Source organism: Rhodococcus sp. M8, from assembly GCF_015654185.1.
GTDB classification, from domain to species: domain Bacteria; phylum Actinomycetota; class Actinomycetes; order Mycobacteriales; family Mycobacteriaceae; genus Rhodococcus; species Rhodococcus aetherivorans.
In genome coordinates, this window is record NZ_CP064065.1 from 2,482,531 (window position 1) to 2,498,326 (window position 15,796).

General features: G+C 69.3%; 15 protein-coding genes. 5 read left to right on the forward strand and 10 right to left on the reverse strand.

The annotated features are described in order from the left end of the window. Positions 1-40: 40 nt before the first annotated feature. The 7 genes from ISO16_RS10975 to ISO16_RS11005 all read right to left on the reverse strand — a co-directional run bounded on the left by ISO16_RS10975 (position 41) and on the right by ISO16_RS11005 (position 4,751). Positions 41-1,120 (reverse strand): sugar phosphate nucleotidyltransferase, encoded by a 1,080-nt coding sequence (locus ISO16_RS10975; RefSeq protein WP_072635993.1) that lies wholly within the window; start codon positions 1,118-1,120, stop codon positions 41-43. A gap of 117 nt (positions 1,121-1,237) precedes the next feature. Beyond that, a complete protein-coding gene (locus ISO16_RS10980) occupies positions 1,238-1,885 on the reverse strand; it encodes a hypothetical protein (RefSeq protein WP_072635994.1) in 648 nt (215 codons plus the stop codon). Positions 1,886-2,381: 496 nt separating this feature from the next. Then, positions 2,382-2,606 carry a hypothetical protein gene (locus ISO16_RS10985; protein ID WP_139310901.1) on the reverse strand — a complete coding sequence of 75 codons (225 nt, stop codon included), beginning with the start codon at positions 2,604-2,606 and terminating at the stop codon, positions 2,382-2,384. 259 nt (positions 2,607-2,865) lie between these two features. Continuing rightward, entirely contained in the window at positions 2,866-3,720 is an 855-nt protein-coding gene (locus ISO16_RS10990; protein ID WP_072635996.1) for a hypothetical protein, read from the reverse strand. A gap of 23 nt (positions 3,721-3,743) precedes the next feature. Continuing rightward, the gene (locus ISO16_RS10995) at positions 3,744-3,896 is read right to left on the reverse strand and encodes a hypothetical protein (RefSeq protein WP_157127564.1); all 153 of its coding nucleotides are present in this window, start codon (positions 3,894-3,896) and stop codon (positions 3,744-3,746) included. A gap of 163 nt (positions 3,897-4,059) precedes the next feature. Next, positions 4,060-4,365: a SelT/SelW/SelH family protein gene (locus ISO16_RS11000; protein ID WP_072636185.1), complete on the reverse strand. Its 306-nt coding sequence runs from the start codon at positions 4,363-4,365 to the stop codon at positions 4,060-4,062. 224 nt (positions 4,366-4,589) lie between these two features. Beyond that, positions 4,590-4,751, reverse strand: a complete 162-nt coding sequence (locus tag ISO16_RS11005) for a hypothetical protein (protein ID WP_168580011.1) — start codon at positions 4,749-4,751, stop codon at positions 4,590-4,592. A 132-nt stretch (positions 4,752-4,883) separates the two neighbouring features. Here ISO16_RS11005 and ISO16_RS11010 point away from each other — a divergent pair, with 132 nt between their 5' ends. Genes ISO16_RS11010 through ISO16_RS11025 form a run of 4 tightly spaced genes read left to right on the forward strand, consistent with a single transcriptional unit; the run spans position 4,884 to position 11,367 of the window. Beyond that, entirely contained in the window at positions 4,884-6,857 is a 1,974-nt protein-coding gene (locus ISO16_RS11010) for a hypothetical protein (protein WP_072635997.1), read from the forward strand. A gap of 12 nt (positions 6,858-6,869) precedes the next feature. After that, a complete protein-coding gene (locus tag ISO16_RS11015; RefSeq protein WP_072635998.1) occupies positions 6,870-8,339 on the forward strand; it encodes an archaeosortase/exosortase family protein in 1,470 nt (489 codons plus the stop codon). Further along, the gene (locus ISO16_RS11020) at positions 8,324-9,757 is read left to right on the forward strand and encodes a glycosyltransferase (RefSeq protein WP_072635999.1); all 1,434 of its coding nucleotides are present in this window, start codon (positions 8,324-8,326) and stop codon (positions 9,755-9,757) included. Before ISO16_RS11015 ends, ISO16_RS11020 begins: the two co-directional genes overlap by 16 nt. 17 nt (positions 9,758-9,774) lie before the next feature. Further along, positions 9,775-11,367 carry an ArnT family glycosyltransferase gene (locus tag ISO16_RS11025; RefSeq protein WP_072636186.1) on the forward strand — a complete coding sequence of 531 codons (1,593 nt, stop codon included), beginning with the start codon at positions 9,775-9,777 and terminating at the stop codon, positions 11,365-11,367. Between the two features lie 701 nt (positions 11,368-12,068). Here ISO16_RS11025 and ISO16_RS11030 read toward each other — a convergent pair. Continuing rightward, positions 12,069-12,521 (reverse strand): MarR family winged helix-turn-helix transcriptional regulator, encoded by a 453-nt coding sequence (locus ISO16_RS11030; RefSeq protein WP_072636000.1) that lies wholly within the window; start codon positions 12,519-12,521, stop codon positions 12,069-12,071. 140 nt (positions 12,522-12,661) lie between these two features. Here ISO16_RS11030 and ISO16_RS11035 point away from each other — a divergent pair, with 140 nt between their 5' ends. Continuing rightward, the gene (locus tag ISO16_RS11035; protein WP_072636001.1) at positions 12,662-13,846 is read left to right on the forward strand and encodes an MFS transporter; all 1,185 of its coding nucleotides are present in this window, start codon (positions 12,662-12,664) and stop codon (positions 13,844-13,846) included. Between the two features lie 332 nt (positions 13,847-14,178). On the opposite strand, the gene ISO16_RS11040 is transcribed toward ISO16_RS11035, so the two are convergent. Further along, a complete protein-coding gene (locus ISO16_RS11040) occupies positions 14,179-14,646 on the reverse strand; it encodes a cyclophilin-like fold protein (protein ID WP_083662306.1) in 468 nt (155 codons plus the stop codon). 66 nt (positions 14,647-14,712) lie between these two features. After that, entirely contained in the window at positions 14,713-15,753 is a 1,041-nt protein-coding gene (locus tag ISO16_RS11045) for an NAD(P)-dependent alcohol dehydrogenase (RefSeq protein ID WP_072636002.1), read from the reverse strand. Between the last annotated feature and the right edge of the window lie 43 nt (positions 15,754-15,796).

Here is a 15,796-nt window from a genome sequence, read left to right on the forward strand (position 1 = left end):
AGCTCCTCCCCGGAACCGGATCAGCTTGTCCTGCATGTCTCTACACGTCGGTGGAGAACCGGACCCCGCCGTCCGGCAGGACGACTCCCGGCCACACCCGCGCGCCGCGTAGCAGTTCACAGCGGGCTCCGACCTCGGCGCCGTCGCCGATCACGGCGTCACGAACCAGAGCACGCGGCCCAATCCGGGCACCGAATCCCACGATCGAGCGCTCCACCACCGCTCCCGCGTCGATGCGTGCGCCGTCGAACACCGCGACTCCGTCGAGCCGGGCTCCGCCACCGACCACGACGTCGCGGCCGACCACGGTTCCGCCGATCAGCATCGCCCCAGGGGCGACGCGGGCTGTCGGGTGTATGCGGGCCTCGCCGCGCTCACCGTCGAGCGCCGGGGACGGCGCAATTCCCCGGACCAGGTCGGCCGAGCCCTTGACGAAGTCGTCCGGCGTCCCCATGTCCCGCCAATACGCGGCGTCGACGTGGCCGAACACGCGGGCGCCGTCGACGAGCAGCGCCGGGAATACCTCCCGCTCCACCGAGACGGGACGTCCGGCCGGGATCTTCTCGATCCACTCGCGACGGAAGACGTAGCAGCCGGCGTTGATCTGATCGGTCGGCGGATCCTGTGTCTTCTCCAGGAACGCCGTGACCCGTCCGTCCGCGTCGGTGGGCACGCATCCGAAGGCGCGTGGATCGGCGACGCGCACCAGGTGCAGCGTCACGTCGGCGTTGTTGACCTCGTGCGTGTGCAGGATCTCGCGCAGGTCGCTACCGCCGAGAACGTCGCCGTTGAACACCATGACGTTGTCGGAGCGCAGGTGGGGCAGCACGTTGCGGATGCCGCCGCCGGTGCCGAGCGGCTCGGTCTCGGTGACGTACTCGATCTCCAGCCCCATGCTCTCGCCGCTACCGAAGTACTCCTCGAATACCTCGGCCTTGAACGACGTACCGAGCACCACGTGGGTGATGCCCGCGCTCCTGATCCGCGCGAGCAGATGCGTCAGAAAGGGCAGTCCCGCCGTGGGCAGCATCGGCTTGGGCGCCGACAGCGTCAGGGGCCGCAGACGCGTTCCCTTGCCTCCCACCAGGACCACCGCATCGGTCGCGGCTCCTCCGCCCATGTCCCTCCCCTATCGAACGCGCGCGCCCGGCGCGACCGTGCGCGAATGCAACTGCCACTCCCGGGAACCACGCGGTGGCGGCATCCCGTGGAGGATGCCGCCTGCGCGTGCCGAAGGTCAGCTCTGCGAGAGGTCCGGCAGCTGATCGCCGAAGAGATCGATCACGAGACCGATCAGCTCTTCGGGGGTGTCGATGACGCCGTCGGTCTCGGGCGCGGCGTCCGCCTGCGGAACGGTCCCCTCCGACTTGGTCGGGGCGGACTGCGCGGCCGGGGCCGCGGGTGCGGGAGCGGCGCCGTCGCCGGCGACGTTCACGACGATCGGGTTCTGGAACGGCGCGCCGGACTTCAGGCCGACGTTGTCCCACTGAGTGCCGGCGGCGTCCTGGCAACCCCAGTACACGTAGTAGGTGCCGGCCGCGATGGGCTGCGGGCCCTGGGAGACGGGCTGGCCGTCCTGGACGAAGGTGATGGCGGAGGTGCTGGTGTTCTCGACGGAGAACTTCGAGCCGGGCGCCTGTGCATCGGCGCGGCCCGACGGATCGGCGGCGTCGAGCCCGCTCTGCTTGGTCGACACATAGGTCACGCAGGTGACACCGCCGGCGACGTCCACCCCGGCGAAGTCGAAATCGACGGTGATCGAGCCGGGCGTACCCGACGCCCCCACGGACGGGTTACCTGCCGCGGACGCGGTCCCCGGCACGCACAGCGCCAGCGCTCCCACCCCGACAACGGCCACAGCGGTCTTCTTCAGAACGGATTGCATCAAAGCTCCCTCGAGTACGGCGATTCCGCGAGAAGTCGCGGCCTCCACTTCGACCCCCCGGTCGGAATGTTCCGAAACACCGTAACCCGAGGCGGCCTCACATGCGAGTTGGTCGGTCTGTTTCGAGCGGCGCCGCCCGCGCCTACACGCCGCGCCTCCAATCTGCACTCTCGGTGTCGTTTCAGCGGACTATTCCAGTCCACGTCCGTCGCCGCGGACGAAACGATGGACTCGGTCGGCATCGTTCAGGGTTCGACGGATGGACATCGTCGTGCGCCTGGTGGTCCTGTGGGCAGCGCTGTCGGTGCTGATCGCAGTTGTGGCCGGTGATGCTGTCCGGCTCCGGAAGGAACGTCCCGCCCGACGCGCGCCGCCGAAGCGCCGGCCGAGCCGACCAAGCCCGAAACGATCGTCCGGACCTCGGTCGGAGTCTGAGCTCGGCAGCAGCGGCTGCGCGCACCGGGATTGTGCACGAAGCTGCCGCGGCTCCCGGTCCCTACTCGGCCACGGTGAGGCGCGTCGACTCGGCAGCGCCAATCACTGCGCCCGGCGTGGGAAGCGGAACGAGCGCGCACTGACCGGATCCGGACGAGAGGACGCAGAGCGCCGCGGGAAGAATGTTGGGAAGGATGTCGGCACTTCCGGTGCCCGCACTTGCGGTGGCCGGTACGGCGACGGTGATCGCGGCACAGCCCAGGATGCCGGCGAGAAGACGCTTCACGAAGACCTCGATTCGAAGAGGAAGGACCTGACGGTCCATTGAATCGGGCAAATCGCCAAAACGTTACGTCTGCGATGAATGGCGCTGCTCGGGAGATCATTACCCGCAGTGCGCTCGCCGGGCTCCTATCCGTGCCCGGTTTGGTCCACCGGCGCCGCTGCGGAACGCAGGAAGCCAGCCGGCACGGTGTACTGATCCACGGGACCGATACCCGGATAGTCCACGGTGCGGCCCCACCCGCAGTGCTCGGCCCTCGACGTCACGGCGTAGGTGCTCGCTCCCGCGAGAAGAAGACCGGAACCACGAGAACGACGATCAGGCCCACCCCGGCCAGGACAGCAGACCACGCATTCAAACGACCTTCCCGCTCCTCGAATTCGACACTCTGTTGCGCGGATTCCGCTATCGCCTTGTTTCTCTCGAGAACCGACCGCCGAAATTCGTCCACTTGGATGAGGAACAGTTCGACCGCTCGGGGTTGCAGATCCGGGTCTGTCGCGGCCGGCACGGCCGGTGGGGTAGGCATGGCAGGAACTTCGGGAGGGCGCGGACTGCTGACGAAGGGTGCGACGATGAAGACGAGTCCCACCGCCAGACTGAGCACACTCGCTTGAATGAAGTACCGCCGCTGCCCCGTCGCTCGATTGACCCACTCCATGAAGAAGATCAACCTCTGCATCTGGTGATTGTGCAGGGTACCCGTCGGAGGGCGCAGCGTCGAGCGACTCGCAGGCATGAGGAAGGCCAGATAGAACCCGGAAAAGGCAACGGCCATACCCAGAAAGAGCGGGGCAAAGACCCCGCGCAGGGGTAGCGAATTATCGGTCACCGAAAACGACACACCCAACACGCCGATATAGATGGTTCCGATGGCAGCGGCGGCTGTCTGCACGAACTTCGCACTGTCTCGACTTCGCTCGAAACCGCCCTTGGATGCGTCGTACAGGTTCTCCTGGAACAGCTTCCGCAGTTCGTACTCGGCGGCCCAGCCGGCCAGCTGAAAATCGGTCGTCGCCTTCTCGAGCGCGGCGCTGCGCTCCGCCTCCTCCGCACGCTCCGCCTCCAGCCGGAGCCTTTCGAGTTCCTGCGAGCGCCTCGCGGCAGGGCTCCACATTCTCACCCTCGCGACCGCGGATCTCAATCCGCGTCCTCGGGCGACTTCGACGGCATCACGTAGCTGTCCGGAATTCCCCACGCCCGCCCCTGGCAGTGCATATGCACGTCGCCTTGGAACTCCTCGGCCGGAAAGAACTCGTTCTCGACCTCGCACCACTTCCGACCGACAGGCATGGCCCGAGTGTGCTCCGAAATCCGTGGACCGATGTTGCACAGCCACAACGAGTGGGTATCGATACAGAGCACCGCATGCGGACGATGCCCGATAACACGAGCACGACTGGAAACTGGCCGGGCAGTTCTGCCGGTACCGGCGCATGATACGGCCGTAGAAATCCTATTCCTGCGCCCGGTGCGCGGCGTCCGAGTGCCCCAGATCCCGCTCGGGATCCACGACGTCCCGCACCCGTTGCTTGAGCGTGACGATGTCGGGAAAGCCGCCGTCGGTCTTGCGGTCCCACACCACCCGATCACCGGCCGTGACGACGAAGATGCCGCCGGTGCCGGGGACGAGCGCGACCTCGCCCAGATCCGTGCCGAAGGTGTTGAGCAGCTCCTGCGCCATCCAGCCGGCACGCAGCAGCCAGTTGCACTGTGTGCAGTACGTGATGGTGATGCGGGGTGCGGTGCGCGGCTCGGTCACCACCCGAGCGTATCGGTCGGTACGCCGCCCGAAAGGGGTGAGGCCCCGCCGATCGTGGTGGCGAAACGGCGGGGCCTCAGCGCGGGCCGGCGATGGGGGGTTACCGGCCTGCGAGCGTCGCCTTCGCAGGGGGGACAGGAAGGCGACACAGGAACACTAGTCCTCAAGATCGTTACTCGCGAGTACAAACACTAAAGCGCTGGTCAAAAGCATGTAAAGCGATGTCAGGGCTGGTTGGTGTGACGTTCGCTCTCGCGCTCGGCGCGCTGGATCTCGACGAGGGATTCCTCCATGTCGGCCACGCGCAGCACCTTGCCCAGCACCAGACCGATCGCCACCGAGACGAGCAGCCAGGCGCCCAGAACCGCCGCAACCCACCACCACATACCCACAGTGTGTACGAACTTGGTCGCCGATGGGTAACGCGCGGAGGACTGTGAGCGATATTGCGTCCACGCTATCGCGGCCGTGTCGCACTTGTCCCACATTTCGTACCGAACAACCGTAAAGTCCCCGATGTGCCGACCCAGACAATTCGCCGCGCCGGACACGCCATCCTCGTTCCCGCCCTGGCCGCGCTGACCGTGCTCGCCGCGGGCCCTGCCGCCGCGCAGGACCCCGTCGCGCCGCCCGGCGACATCGTCTTCGGCACGCAGACGCTGGGATTCGGCGACACGGTTGCCTTCCGCGGCCACAGCGACACCGCGACCCTCACCGTCCCGGTGCCGGACGGGCTGCGGCCCGCCGCGCTCGACGCGACGGTGCAGATGCCCGCCAACGTCGCCCGCGGCTGGATCGACGTCCAGTCGCAGGGGCTACTGCTCGCCCGCATCGACCTGCCCGCCGCCGGAACTCTGGTGCCGGTCTCGCTGCCCCTGGATGCTGCGCCGATCGCGGACCGCGCCGTCACCGTCACCCTGACCCTTCACCTGCTGCCGTTCGACGGGATCTGCCCCGAGGACTGGACGGATCGCTCGGTGGTGCTGCGCGACGGACGCGTCCGCTACACCGGGGCGGCGACCCCGCCGGCCGTGGTCGCCGACTTCCTGCCGCCGATCCTCGAGTCGCTGGAGCTGGCGCTGCCCGCCGACCCCACGCCCGCCGAGTCGGCCACCGCTCTCGATCTCACCGCGGCCGTCACCGCCCAGTACACGGGCCGGCCGCTGCGGGTGACGGTGCAGACCCTGCCCGGCGACGACGCGGTGCCGCCCGCCCCGGCCGGGCCGTTCACCCGGCAGATCGCGATCGTCGAGACCGACGGCGACGGTGCCGCCACGCTGGTCCAGGTGCCCGGCGGCGGTCCGGCGCTCGCGGTCACCGGCGACGCCGACGCGCTGCGCAACCAGGCCCGCCTGATCACGAGCGACATCTCGTCGGTCGCGGTGGCCTCGGCGGCGACGGTCGGCACGCTGGGCCGGCCGCCGCGGCTGTCCCCCGACGCGACGACGCTCGCCGAACTGGGCCTCGGCGCCCTCACCGACACCGGCGTCGGCGTGGTGGAGGTGCCGCTCGGCATCGACCAGACCCGTCTGGGACGGCCGTCCCACAATCTGCGGATCAACCTGCAGGGCTCCTACACCCCGCTGCCCACGACCGAGGGCGGCCTGGTGTCGGTGACGGTCGGCGACACCGTCGTCGACTCGTGGCCCGCCGACGCGTCCGGCCGTCTCGAGCGGTGGATCACGGTGCCGGACAACGTGCTCGGACGGACCACCGACGTGGTGGTGTCCCTGCGCGCCACCGGCGGCACCCACCAGTGCGGCCTGCAGCAGCCGATGACGCTGACCGTCGACGCCGGCAGCCGCGTCACCACCGAGCCCGCCGACCCGCCGCTGCCCGGGGGTTTCCGGTCGCTGCCGCAGGCGCTGCTGCCGAAGGTGAACGTCGCCGCCACCGAGGCCGGGATCGCCGACACCGCCCGGGCCGTCGCGCTCGTGGCCGGGCTGCAGAGCCTGACCTCCGTGCCGCTCGATCCCGAATGGGTGAGCGTCGACGAGGCCGCCACCGGCGGCACCCCCGCCATCGTCGTCGCCGCCGACGGCCGCGTCCCCGACACCCTGGAACTGCCGCTCGCCGGGACGCAGGGCCGCACCCTCGACCTCCTCGACCCGGCCACCGGGAACGCCACCACCGTCACCTTCCCCACCGACATCGAGTTCGCGTCGCTGCAGGTGGCGCGCGACGGCGACCGCACGGTCCTCGTCGCCGCCGCCACCGAGGTGCCCGCCGAACTCGACCGCACCCTCGGCTGGCTCGCCGCGACCCCGCAACGCTGGGCCGAACTCGACGGCGACGTGCTGTTCACCGCCGCCGACCGCGACCCGGTCGAACTCGCGCTCACCGACCCGGCCGCCGAGCCCGGCACCCAGGAGTCGCTGGGCCGGACGACGGGCTGGGTGCTCGCCGGTGGCCTCGCCCTGCTGGCCGTGGGGCTCGTCGCCGCGGGCGTCACGGCCTTGCGATGGCGTCGCGGCCGGCCGCGCCCGCTCTGATCGGATGTCGCCATGAGCACCGTCACGACCGCCGAGCGCGCCGCACTGTTCGCGCACACCAGCGCACGGTGGACGGTGATCGTCGCCGCCACCGTGCTCGGGTACTGGTCGACGTGGGAGCAACTGCTCACGGAGATCTCCCGCGGCTCGGGCGGCGGCTACGTCCTGCTCGTGCCGCCGTTCGCGGTGCTCGCCGCCGAGGGCGTCACCCGGCGCCGCCGCGGCGAGTTGCCGATCCACGACCGGCAGACCGACCGGATCGTCGGCGGCGCCGTCCTGCTGATCGCGCTCGCGGTCAAGTGGCTGCTGCTGCCGCGGTACGGGCCGAACTACCAGATGATGCACCTCGACGTGCTGTCGGCGTGGACGTTCGTGATCGGCGCGTGCGTGCTGCTGTTCGGCCTGCGCGTCGCCTCCCGGTACTGGCCGGTGTGGCTGTTGCTGCTGGGCACGTCGCCGTTGTTCTACCGGGCGGTGCTCGTGCAGCTCGGCGGCACCAAGTTCGCCGCCGGGTTCCTGATGGTGCTGCTGGGCGCGATTGCGATCGCCGTCGCGGTCGGCCGCACCCGGCGCCGCGCGCTGATCGGCTTCTCCGCGACGATGCTGCTCGGCCTGGCGCTGCTGTTCGCGGTGACCACCCGCTACCCGGACGCGCGGGTCGCCGTCGCGCAGATCGTGCCGTCGGGCACGGCGGCGCTCGTCGTCGGCGGCGCGTTCTACCTGTACCGGTATCGCGGCCTCGCGCCGCGCACGCTGCCCCCGAACCCGGTGTCGCCGCGGGAGGCGACGCGCTCGGCGCTGTTCCTCGTCGCCCCGGCCGCGCTGGTGCTCGCCGTGCTGCCGCTGCCGGATCAGCAGCTCACGCCGGTGTCGGTGGGCCCACCGCCGAGCGGCACCGTCACGCAGGTGGTCCCCACCGGTTGGTACCAGATCGACTCCATCGACTACGACTGGCCACGAAGGTATTTCGGCTCCACCGCGCAGCTTCGCCGGCAGATAATCCGGGCCGTCGAGCCGCGCGCCGACTGGGATCGGCTGTCGCGGCCGCGCACCGTCGCCGTGCAGACCCTGCAGGTGCGGCGGGTGGGGGTGTTCGAGGTGTATCCGGTGCAGACGTCCTACGATCTCGGGCGGGCGCGGGTGAGCCCGAAGATCCGGGTGGACCTCGGCCACGGCGTGCAGGCCGACTTCTTCACCGTCGTCGACGACGAGTTGCTGCTCACCTGGAGCCTGATGAACTTCATCTGGACGCGCGGCGACGCCCTCGCGCAGCGGGTGAGCCTGCTGACCGTCGACAACCACGAACTCGATGCGCCGTTCCCGCAGCCGACGCCGAACATGGCGTCGAACGGCCGGAATCTGCTGTCGGTGTTCCTGCGCGGGCGGGCGTCGGTGGAGGATTCCGATCCCGAGTACAAGGACTTGGACATGCTCACCGAGCTGGGCCGTGATCTGGTGGAGGCGCAGTGGCGCGGAATCTAGTCGACGAGGAGTTCAAGGCCGCCGCGCTGCACGACGCGGTGTACGGGCTGCGGGAGAAGCGGCCGCTGTCGTCGGCGTCGGTGGCGTTCGTGCCGTGGCAGAAGTGGCTGACCCTCGGCCTGGTCGCCGCGGCGATCGTGGCGCTGGTGTTCGCGACGACGCCGACGCTGACCGTGCTGATGGCGGTGTGCACGGCCGGGTACATCGCGACGCTCGCGGACCGGCTGCTGCTGTTCTCCCGCGGCCTGGCGCGCGACGCGATCCTCACCGTCGGCGACGACGTGGCGCGGGCCGTGCCCGGGCACGCGCTGCCGACGTACACGGTGCTGGTCCCGGCCTACAACGAGCCGGAGGTGGTGGGTGATCTGATCGCGGCGATGGCCGCGCTGGACTATCCGGCCGAGAAGCTGCAGGTGCTGTTGCTGCTCGAGGAGGACGACGCCGTCACCATCGCCGCGGCCGAGGAGGCCGGGCTCGGCGAGAGCGTGGAGATCCTGCTGGTGCCGGCGGCGGACCCGCGGACCAAGCCGAAGGCCTGCAACTACGGGCTGCACTTCGCCACCGGCGACATCGTCACCATCTTCGACGCCGAGGACCTGCCGGAGCCGCTGCAGTTGCGGCGCGTGGCGGTCGCGTTCGACCGGCTCGGCGACGACGTCGCGTGCGTGCAGGCGACGCTGGCCTTCCACAACGGCACCCAGAACATGCTCACCGGCTGGTTCACCGCCGACTACGCGCTGTGGTTCAACTTCGTGCTGCCCGGCCTGATGCGCTCGAATTCGCCCATCCCGCTGGGCGGCACGTCGAACCACATCCGGCGCGCCGTGTTCGACGAGATCGGCGCGTGGGATCCGTACAACGTCACCGAGGACGCCGACCTCGGGGTGCGCATCGCCGAGTCGGGCTACCGTACGGCCGTATTGGACTCGACGACGCTGGAGGAGGCGAACAGCGATCCGATCAACTGGATCCGGCAGCGTTCCCGCTGGTACAAGGGATATCTGCAGACATGGCTCGTGCACGTGCGACGACCCGTACAACTGTGGCGGGGCATCGGCACGGTCGGGATGCTCCGGTTCACGACCCTGCTCGCCGGGACGCCGATCATCGCGTGCCTGAACATGGTGTTCTGGTTGATCACCATCGCGTGGCTGCTCGGGCAGCCGTTCCTGATCGAGGAGATCTTCCCCTGGTACGTGTACTTCCCCGCGCTGATCTCGCTGGTGTTCGGTAACTCCGCCGTGCTGTACATGAACCTGGTCGCGTGCCGGGAGACCGGCAACTCGGCGCTGTGGCTCGCGTGCCTGACGGTGCCGGTGTACTGGCTGATGATGTCGCTCGCAGCGATCAAGGGCACCTATCAGCTGATCCGCAATCCCTCCTACTGGGAGAAGACCTTCCACGGGCTGTCGTCATGAGGGGCGGCGTGGCCCGGGTGTTCTGGCTGTCCTGCCTGCTCTATGCGGCGGTGGGGTTGTACCTGTCGCTGGATGTGGGCTATTTCCAAGGCGATTCGCTCAGCCGCGTCGCGGCCGCGCGCAGCGCCCTGCACAGCCGCGACCCGCACCTGGCGGCGATCGGGTTCGTGTTCACGCCCCTGACCGCGCTGATGCAGTTGCCACTCGTGGCGCTGTCGGACTGGTGGCCGGCGCTGACCCGGTGGGGCCTCACGGCCGTCGTGATGTCGGCGCCGTTCATGGCCGGGGCCGTCACCCAGGTCCACCTGTTCGTCCGCGATCGCGGTGCGTCGCCGTGGCTGGTGTGGACGGTGACGGCGCTGTTCGCGCTCAATCCGATGATCGTGTACTACGGCGCCAACGGCATGAGCGAGGCGCCGTTCCTGATGCTGCTGTGCTGGGCGACGCGCCGGCTGGTGCGGTGGATCAGCACCGACGACGTGCACGACCTCGCCGTCGCCGGGATCGCCGTCGGGCTGGCGTATCTGGCGCGGTACGACGCGCTCGCCGTCGGCGCGGCCGTCACCGTGCTCGTCGTCGCGGTGACGTGGTGGCGCACCCGCGTGTGGCGGGCGGCGCTGCTCGACGCGATCCTCGTCGCCGCCCCGGTGGCGTTGGCGTTCCTCGTGTGGGCGGCGACGAGCTGGCTCATCACCGGCGAAGCGCTGCAGCAGTTTTCGTCGTCGTACGGCAACGCGGCGATCCTCGAGCAGAGCGGCGGCGGCTCCACCGCGGGCCTGGGGGCGCTCGCGTTCTCCGTCGCCGAGATCCTGGTGCTCGGGCCGGCGCTGCCGCTGCTCGCGCCCGTCGTCGCGGTGCTGGCGTGGCGCCGCCGGGACTTCGAGCCCGCCGTGCCGTTCGTCGTGCTGGGGGCGGTGCTCGCGTTCGCGGCCCTGTCGTACTTCCGCGGCATGACGTTCCCGTTCCTACGGTTCTACCTCGTCGCGGTGCCGCTGGCGGCGATGTGGGTGGTGCAGCTCGCGCCCCGTCGCGGGCAGCTGCGGGCGCGCCGGCTCGGCGCGCATGCGACGGTGCGGCCGCAGGACCGCGGCACCCTCGCGCCGGTCGGGGCGCTCGCGCTCGCGGTGTCGGTGCCGGTCACGTTCGTCGCGATGGGCAACGCGACGCTGTCGCAGGAGCAGCACGCGCTGCGCACCGTGCTGTTCCCCGATCCGGACGACACGTCGCAGCTGCGGGACCAGGAGAACCGCATCATCGCGTCGTTCGGCACGGAACGTCGCATCGCGGACCATCTCGACGCGCTCGACCTGCCCCCGGGTTCGGTGGTGATGGACACCGTGTACGGGTTCGCGGTGCTCACCGCGACCGACCGGCCCGAGCAGTTCGTCATCCCGTCCGACGCCGACTTCACCCGCATCCTCAACGATCCGGCCGCGAATGGCGTGCGGTATCTGCTCACCGTGCCGAACGAGGGCCGCGGCGTCTCGGATGCGGTGAACCGCCGCTACCCCACCGTCTTCGAGACCGGCGCCGACATCGCGACCCTCGATCTGGAGATCCCCAACGACGGCGACAACCAGCCGACCTGGCGTCTGTACCGGATCGGTTGACGCACCCGCAGGCCGCGTGCCACCATCGCTGCACCGACCCCGAAAACGGGGCGACCCCGGCCGGTGCGCCAACACCGAACCGGGGTCTGGGCACACGACAGAGAAGAGCTGTCATGCACCGTGAGGTGGATTGTATCCACACGCCCATTCCAGGCGTGCATCCCCGACAGTGGCCGCGTGCCACACACCCCGACGTGGCGTCGTCCGCCGTGGTGAGCTGCCCGCCGACGACCTGACCTGCACCCCGCCCCGCACCCGACCACCGGGTCCGGGGCTGTCGGTGTTTCCCTGCGTGCGTGCGAGGGCCGTTCCGGTGACCGAGGCGCACGCGGTCACGTCGTTTTCCGTGCGGGTCCGACGCTAACCAACCGCATCCGGCATTCCATCGTCCCGGTGAACGGCACCGGGCACCCGATCGAGCACGGGTCGACACGTCCGACCGGGTCCAGCTCAGCCGCTTGCCTTTTCGGCAGGCGGCCAGACGTGCTGGCCGAGACGCGGTATCGGGGCATGGTCCGTGGGTTTGCTTGGGGAAGGGGCCGACAAGTCAGGGACCCGAAGGGTCTCCGTCTGCTTTGCCGTCCCGGATTCTGCTCTGCCGGGCCCGAACACGTGGACTCGATCCAGCGACGCGCACCGGCACCCCGGCGAACGGATCCACAGCGCCCGGATCCACAACGCCCGGATCTACAGCGCCGGGATCAGTGCGGACTCGGCGGCAGCTCGTGCAACGCGCGCACCAGCGGCGCCAGCTCCGGGATCTCGCACGCCTTGCCGAGGGCGGCTTCGAGGGTGGCATCGTGCGTCGGACGCGCACTGTCCAGCAACTCGCGCCCGGCGGCGGTCAGTTCGGTGTAGATGCCGCGGCGATCGTCCTCGCAGAGGATCCGCGTGAGCAACCCGCGCTTCTCGAGACGGTTGACCAGCCGGGTCGTCGCGCTGCTGCTCAGCGCGGCCGCGCGGGCGAGCTGAGCCATCCGCATGTGCCAGCCGTCCTGCCGGCTCAGCGCGTCGAGCACGGTGTACTCGACCACCGAGAGCTGGTGCTGCTGCTGGAGCGCGCGTTCGAGCTCGGTGTCGAGCGCACCGTGCAGCGCGGCCAGCGTGCGCCACCCCTGCGCGCGGATCTCCACCGCGTCGTCCGCAATGCCCACGTCGCCTCCTTGCTTCCTGCCTCCTCCGATACTACCCGCTTGCGCATATATAGAGCGCGTGCAACTATTTATAAGGCGTCTGCAACTACTGCACACGCGCTCTATGCGCTGACGCGCAGATCTTCGAAAGGAAACTCGACGTGCCTTCAGGCCTCATCGCCCTCGCCATGGGCGGATTCGGGATCGGCCTCACCGAATTCGTGATCATGGGATTGCTGCCGGAGGTCGCCGCGGACTTCGCCGTGAGCGAGTCCGTCGCCGGCTACCTCATCTCCGGGTACGCACTCTCGGTCGCCCTCGGCGCGATCCTCCTCACCGCTGCCCTCACCCGTTTCGACCGGAAACGGGCCCTGCTGTCCCTGATGGTGCTGTTCATCATCGGCAATCTGCTGTCGGCCGTCGCTCCGTCGTACGAGGTCATGATGGGCGGACGCATCGTCGCGGCCCTGTGCCACGGCGCGTTCTTCGGCATCGGGTCGGTCGTGGCTGCGGACATGGTCGCAGCCGCCAAGCGCGCCGGCGCCATCGCCATCATGTTCGCCGGTCTCACCATCGCCAACGTTCTCGGGGTTCCGTTCGGCACCCTGCTCGGTCAGCAACTGGGTTGGCGCTCGACCTTCTGGGCGATCACCGTGATCGGCGTGGTGGCGCTCGTCGGCATCACCGCCCTGGTGCCGGCCACTCCCCCTGCTGCCACGCACGGCGGCCTGCGTGGCGAACTCCACGCGTTCCGCAACAAGCAGGTCTGGTTCTCGATCGCGATCACCGTCCTGGGCTACGGCGGCATGTTCGGCGCCTTCACCTACATCGCCTTCACCCTGACCGAGGTCAGCGGCTTCGCGACGTCCAGCGTGCCGTGGCTGCTCATCGTCTTCGGCTCCGGCCTGTTCGTCGGAAACTACCTGGGCGGCAAGGCAGCCGATCGGGCACTCACCCCGGCGCTGACCTGGATCCTCGTTCTGGTGACCGCTGTCCTGATCGTCTTCGCCGCGACCGCCGACAACCGGACCATGACGATCCTCTCACTGTTCCTCATGGGCGCCTTCGGTTTCGCGACCGTCCCCGGCCTGCAGATGCGAATCATGAACTACGCCTCCGCCGCCCCCACCATGGCCTCCGGCGCCAACATCGCCGCCTTCAACGTGGGCAACGCCCTCGGCGCCTGGCTCGGCGGACTGACCATCGCAGCCGGCCTGGGTTTCACCTCCCCCATCTGGATGGGCGCAGTCGTCACGGCCGCCGGCCTCGTCGTCCTGCTGATCGCCACGGCGATGGATCGGCCGAGGGACGAAGTGCCGACAGACTCGACGCTTGTGCGTCTCTGACGTCCGCGCGCCGATCCCGGGTCCATCCGACCGCCAAGGCTCGCAGAACCGGACCCGCACAACCTTCCCCACAGCCCTCGTCGCAGAGTGCGTCGGTAGCACACCCGGACGGGCGTGGAACGGCGGGTCTTGGGGTGCGAGAGATGATGCAGCGATAGTCATTTCGTAGCCTCGTCCGCGACTACGGGTACGGCGGGTCCAGGTATGTCGTCACAACGAGAATGACGATGACCAGCCCGAAGACGAATACGTCCCGACGATGGAAGCGGGGCTCGGGCCGGTGCCTCCGGTCTTCCACGTCCGTGCGAAATCTCATGCGATGATGCCCCGGGTCAGTCCCTCACGTGTTCGATCCTCACCAGGAGGTCCCCGGTGTGCTGCCCGATGACGTCCCCGCCCCCGTCGAGGGTTCCCAGCCTCACGATGCCGTCGTGGTAGCTCTGGTCGCCGTAGTACAGGACGAGGTCGTTCCACGGCGCGTAGTAGCCGATGTCCCCCGGGGCAGGGTCTGCGCCGGGTGGGGCGCCGGTGATCGACAGGGACGCGGGTAGCTCGGCGCCCTTTTCCACGGATCCGAAGTCGGTCATGGTGAGGGTCAAAGGGAGCTGCGCCAGGAGGTCGCGACCGGCAGGGGTGTCTGACAGCGTTCCCGTCAGGCGTTGCCCAGCGAGGATGAGTGCGATACGGATGCGGTCCCACTCGTCGTCGACGGTGGGCTCCGGAGGACTGCTGCACGCGGCGGCAAGGGCTACGAGAGCCAGCGACAGCGACACGTGCACTGCACGAAAGCGGTTGTCCATCAGGCGTCCTTCGGCGTGGTGGTTCGGGCGTGCCCGTGAATGCACTCAGGCACTCCGGGCTGCAGATCAACGGAGGGTGGCAGTGTCGATGACGAACCGATAGCGGACATCGGACGCCAGGACGCGCTCGTAGGCGTCGTTGATCAGGTCCGCGGGGATGACCTCGACGTCGGCGCCGATGTCGTGTGCGGCGCAGAAGTCGAGCATCTCCTGGGTCTGGCGGATGCCGCCGATCATCGAGCCGGCGTAGGAGCGGCGGCCGCCGATGAGGGAGAAGACGTTCAGGCTCAGGGGTTCGGCCGGGGCACCGACGTCGACCAGGGTGCCGTCAACCGCGAGCAGACCGAGGTAGGCATCGACCTCGATGGCGGCGCTGACCGTGTTGACGATCAGATCGAAACGGCTCGAGAGCTGCTCGAATGTGGCCGGATCGCTGGTGGCGTGGTAGTGGTCGGCACCGAGCCGCACGCCGTCCTCCTGCTTCTTCAACGACTGGGACAGCACCGTCACCTCGGCTCCGAGGGCGTGGGCGATCTTGACAGCCAAGTGCCCCAGACCGCCGAGACCGACGATGGCGACCTTCTTGCCCGGTCCAGCGTTCCAGCGGCGCAGCGGCGAGTAGGTGGTGATGCCGGCGCACAGCAGCGGCGCAGCGGCCGCGAAGTCGAGCGTCTCGGGCACGGAGAGGACGAAGTCGGCGTCGACGACAACATGGGTGGCATAGCCGCCCTGGGTGGTGGTGCCGTCTCGGTCGACGCCTGCATAGGTGGGGACCATGCCGCCGAGACAGTACTGCTCGTCGCCGTTGCGGCAGTTCACGCACTCGCGGCAGGAGTTGACCATGCAGCCCACCCCGACGCGGTCACCGACCCGGTGGCCGGTGACGTCGGCACCGACCTCGGCGACGAGACCGACGATCTCGTGGCCGGGGACGAGCGGGTGGGGCTGGGGTCCCCAGTCGCCGCGGACGGTGTGGATGTCGGAGTGGCAGATGCCGGCGTACGTGATCTCGATGAGCACGTCGTTGGGTCCGACGTCCCGTCGTTCGATGACCGTCGGGGCCAGCGGCGCGGAGGCGGACGAGGCTGCGTAGGCGTGGACACGCATGGATGCTTCTCCTCTGAGTGGAATTGCGGGGGTTTCGGGCCAA

Coding starts and splice junctions, on each gene's coding strand:
- ISO16_RS10975 (WP_072635993.1), bottom strand. CDS start 1,120: ATGGGCGGAGGAGCCGCGACCGATGCGGTGGTCCTGGTGGGAGGCAAG.
- ISO16_RS10980 (WP_072635994.1), bottom strand. CDS start 1,885: ATGCAATCCGTTCTGAAGAAGACCGCTGTGGCCGTTGTCGGGGTGGGA.
- ISO16_RS10990 (WP_072635996.1), bottom strand. CDS start 3,720: ATGTGGAGCCCTGCCGCGAGGCGCTCGCAGGAACTCGAAAGGCTCCGG.
- ISO16_RS10995 (WP_157127564.1), bottom strand. CDS start 3,896: ATGCCTGTCGGTCGGAAGTGGTGCGAGGTCGAGAACGAGTTCTTTCCG.
- ISO16_RS11005 (WP_168580011.1), bottom strand. CDS start 4,751: ATGTGGTGGTGGGTTGCGGCGGTTCTGGGCGCCTGGCTGCTCGTCTCG.
- ISO16_RS11015 (WP_072635998.1), top strand. CDS start 6,870: ATGAGCACCGTCACGACCGCCGAGCGCGCCGCACTGTTCGCGCACACC.
- ISO16_RS11040 (WP_083662306.1), bottom strand. CDS start 14,646: ATGGACAACCGCTTTCGTGCAGTGCACGTGTCGCTGTCGCTGGCTCTC.
- ISO16_RS11045 (WP_072636002.1), bottom strand. CDS start 15,753: ATGCGTGTCCACGCCTACGCAGCCTCGTCCGCCTCCGCGCCGCTGGCC.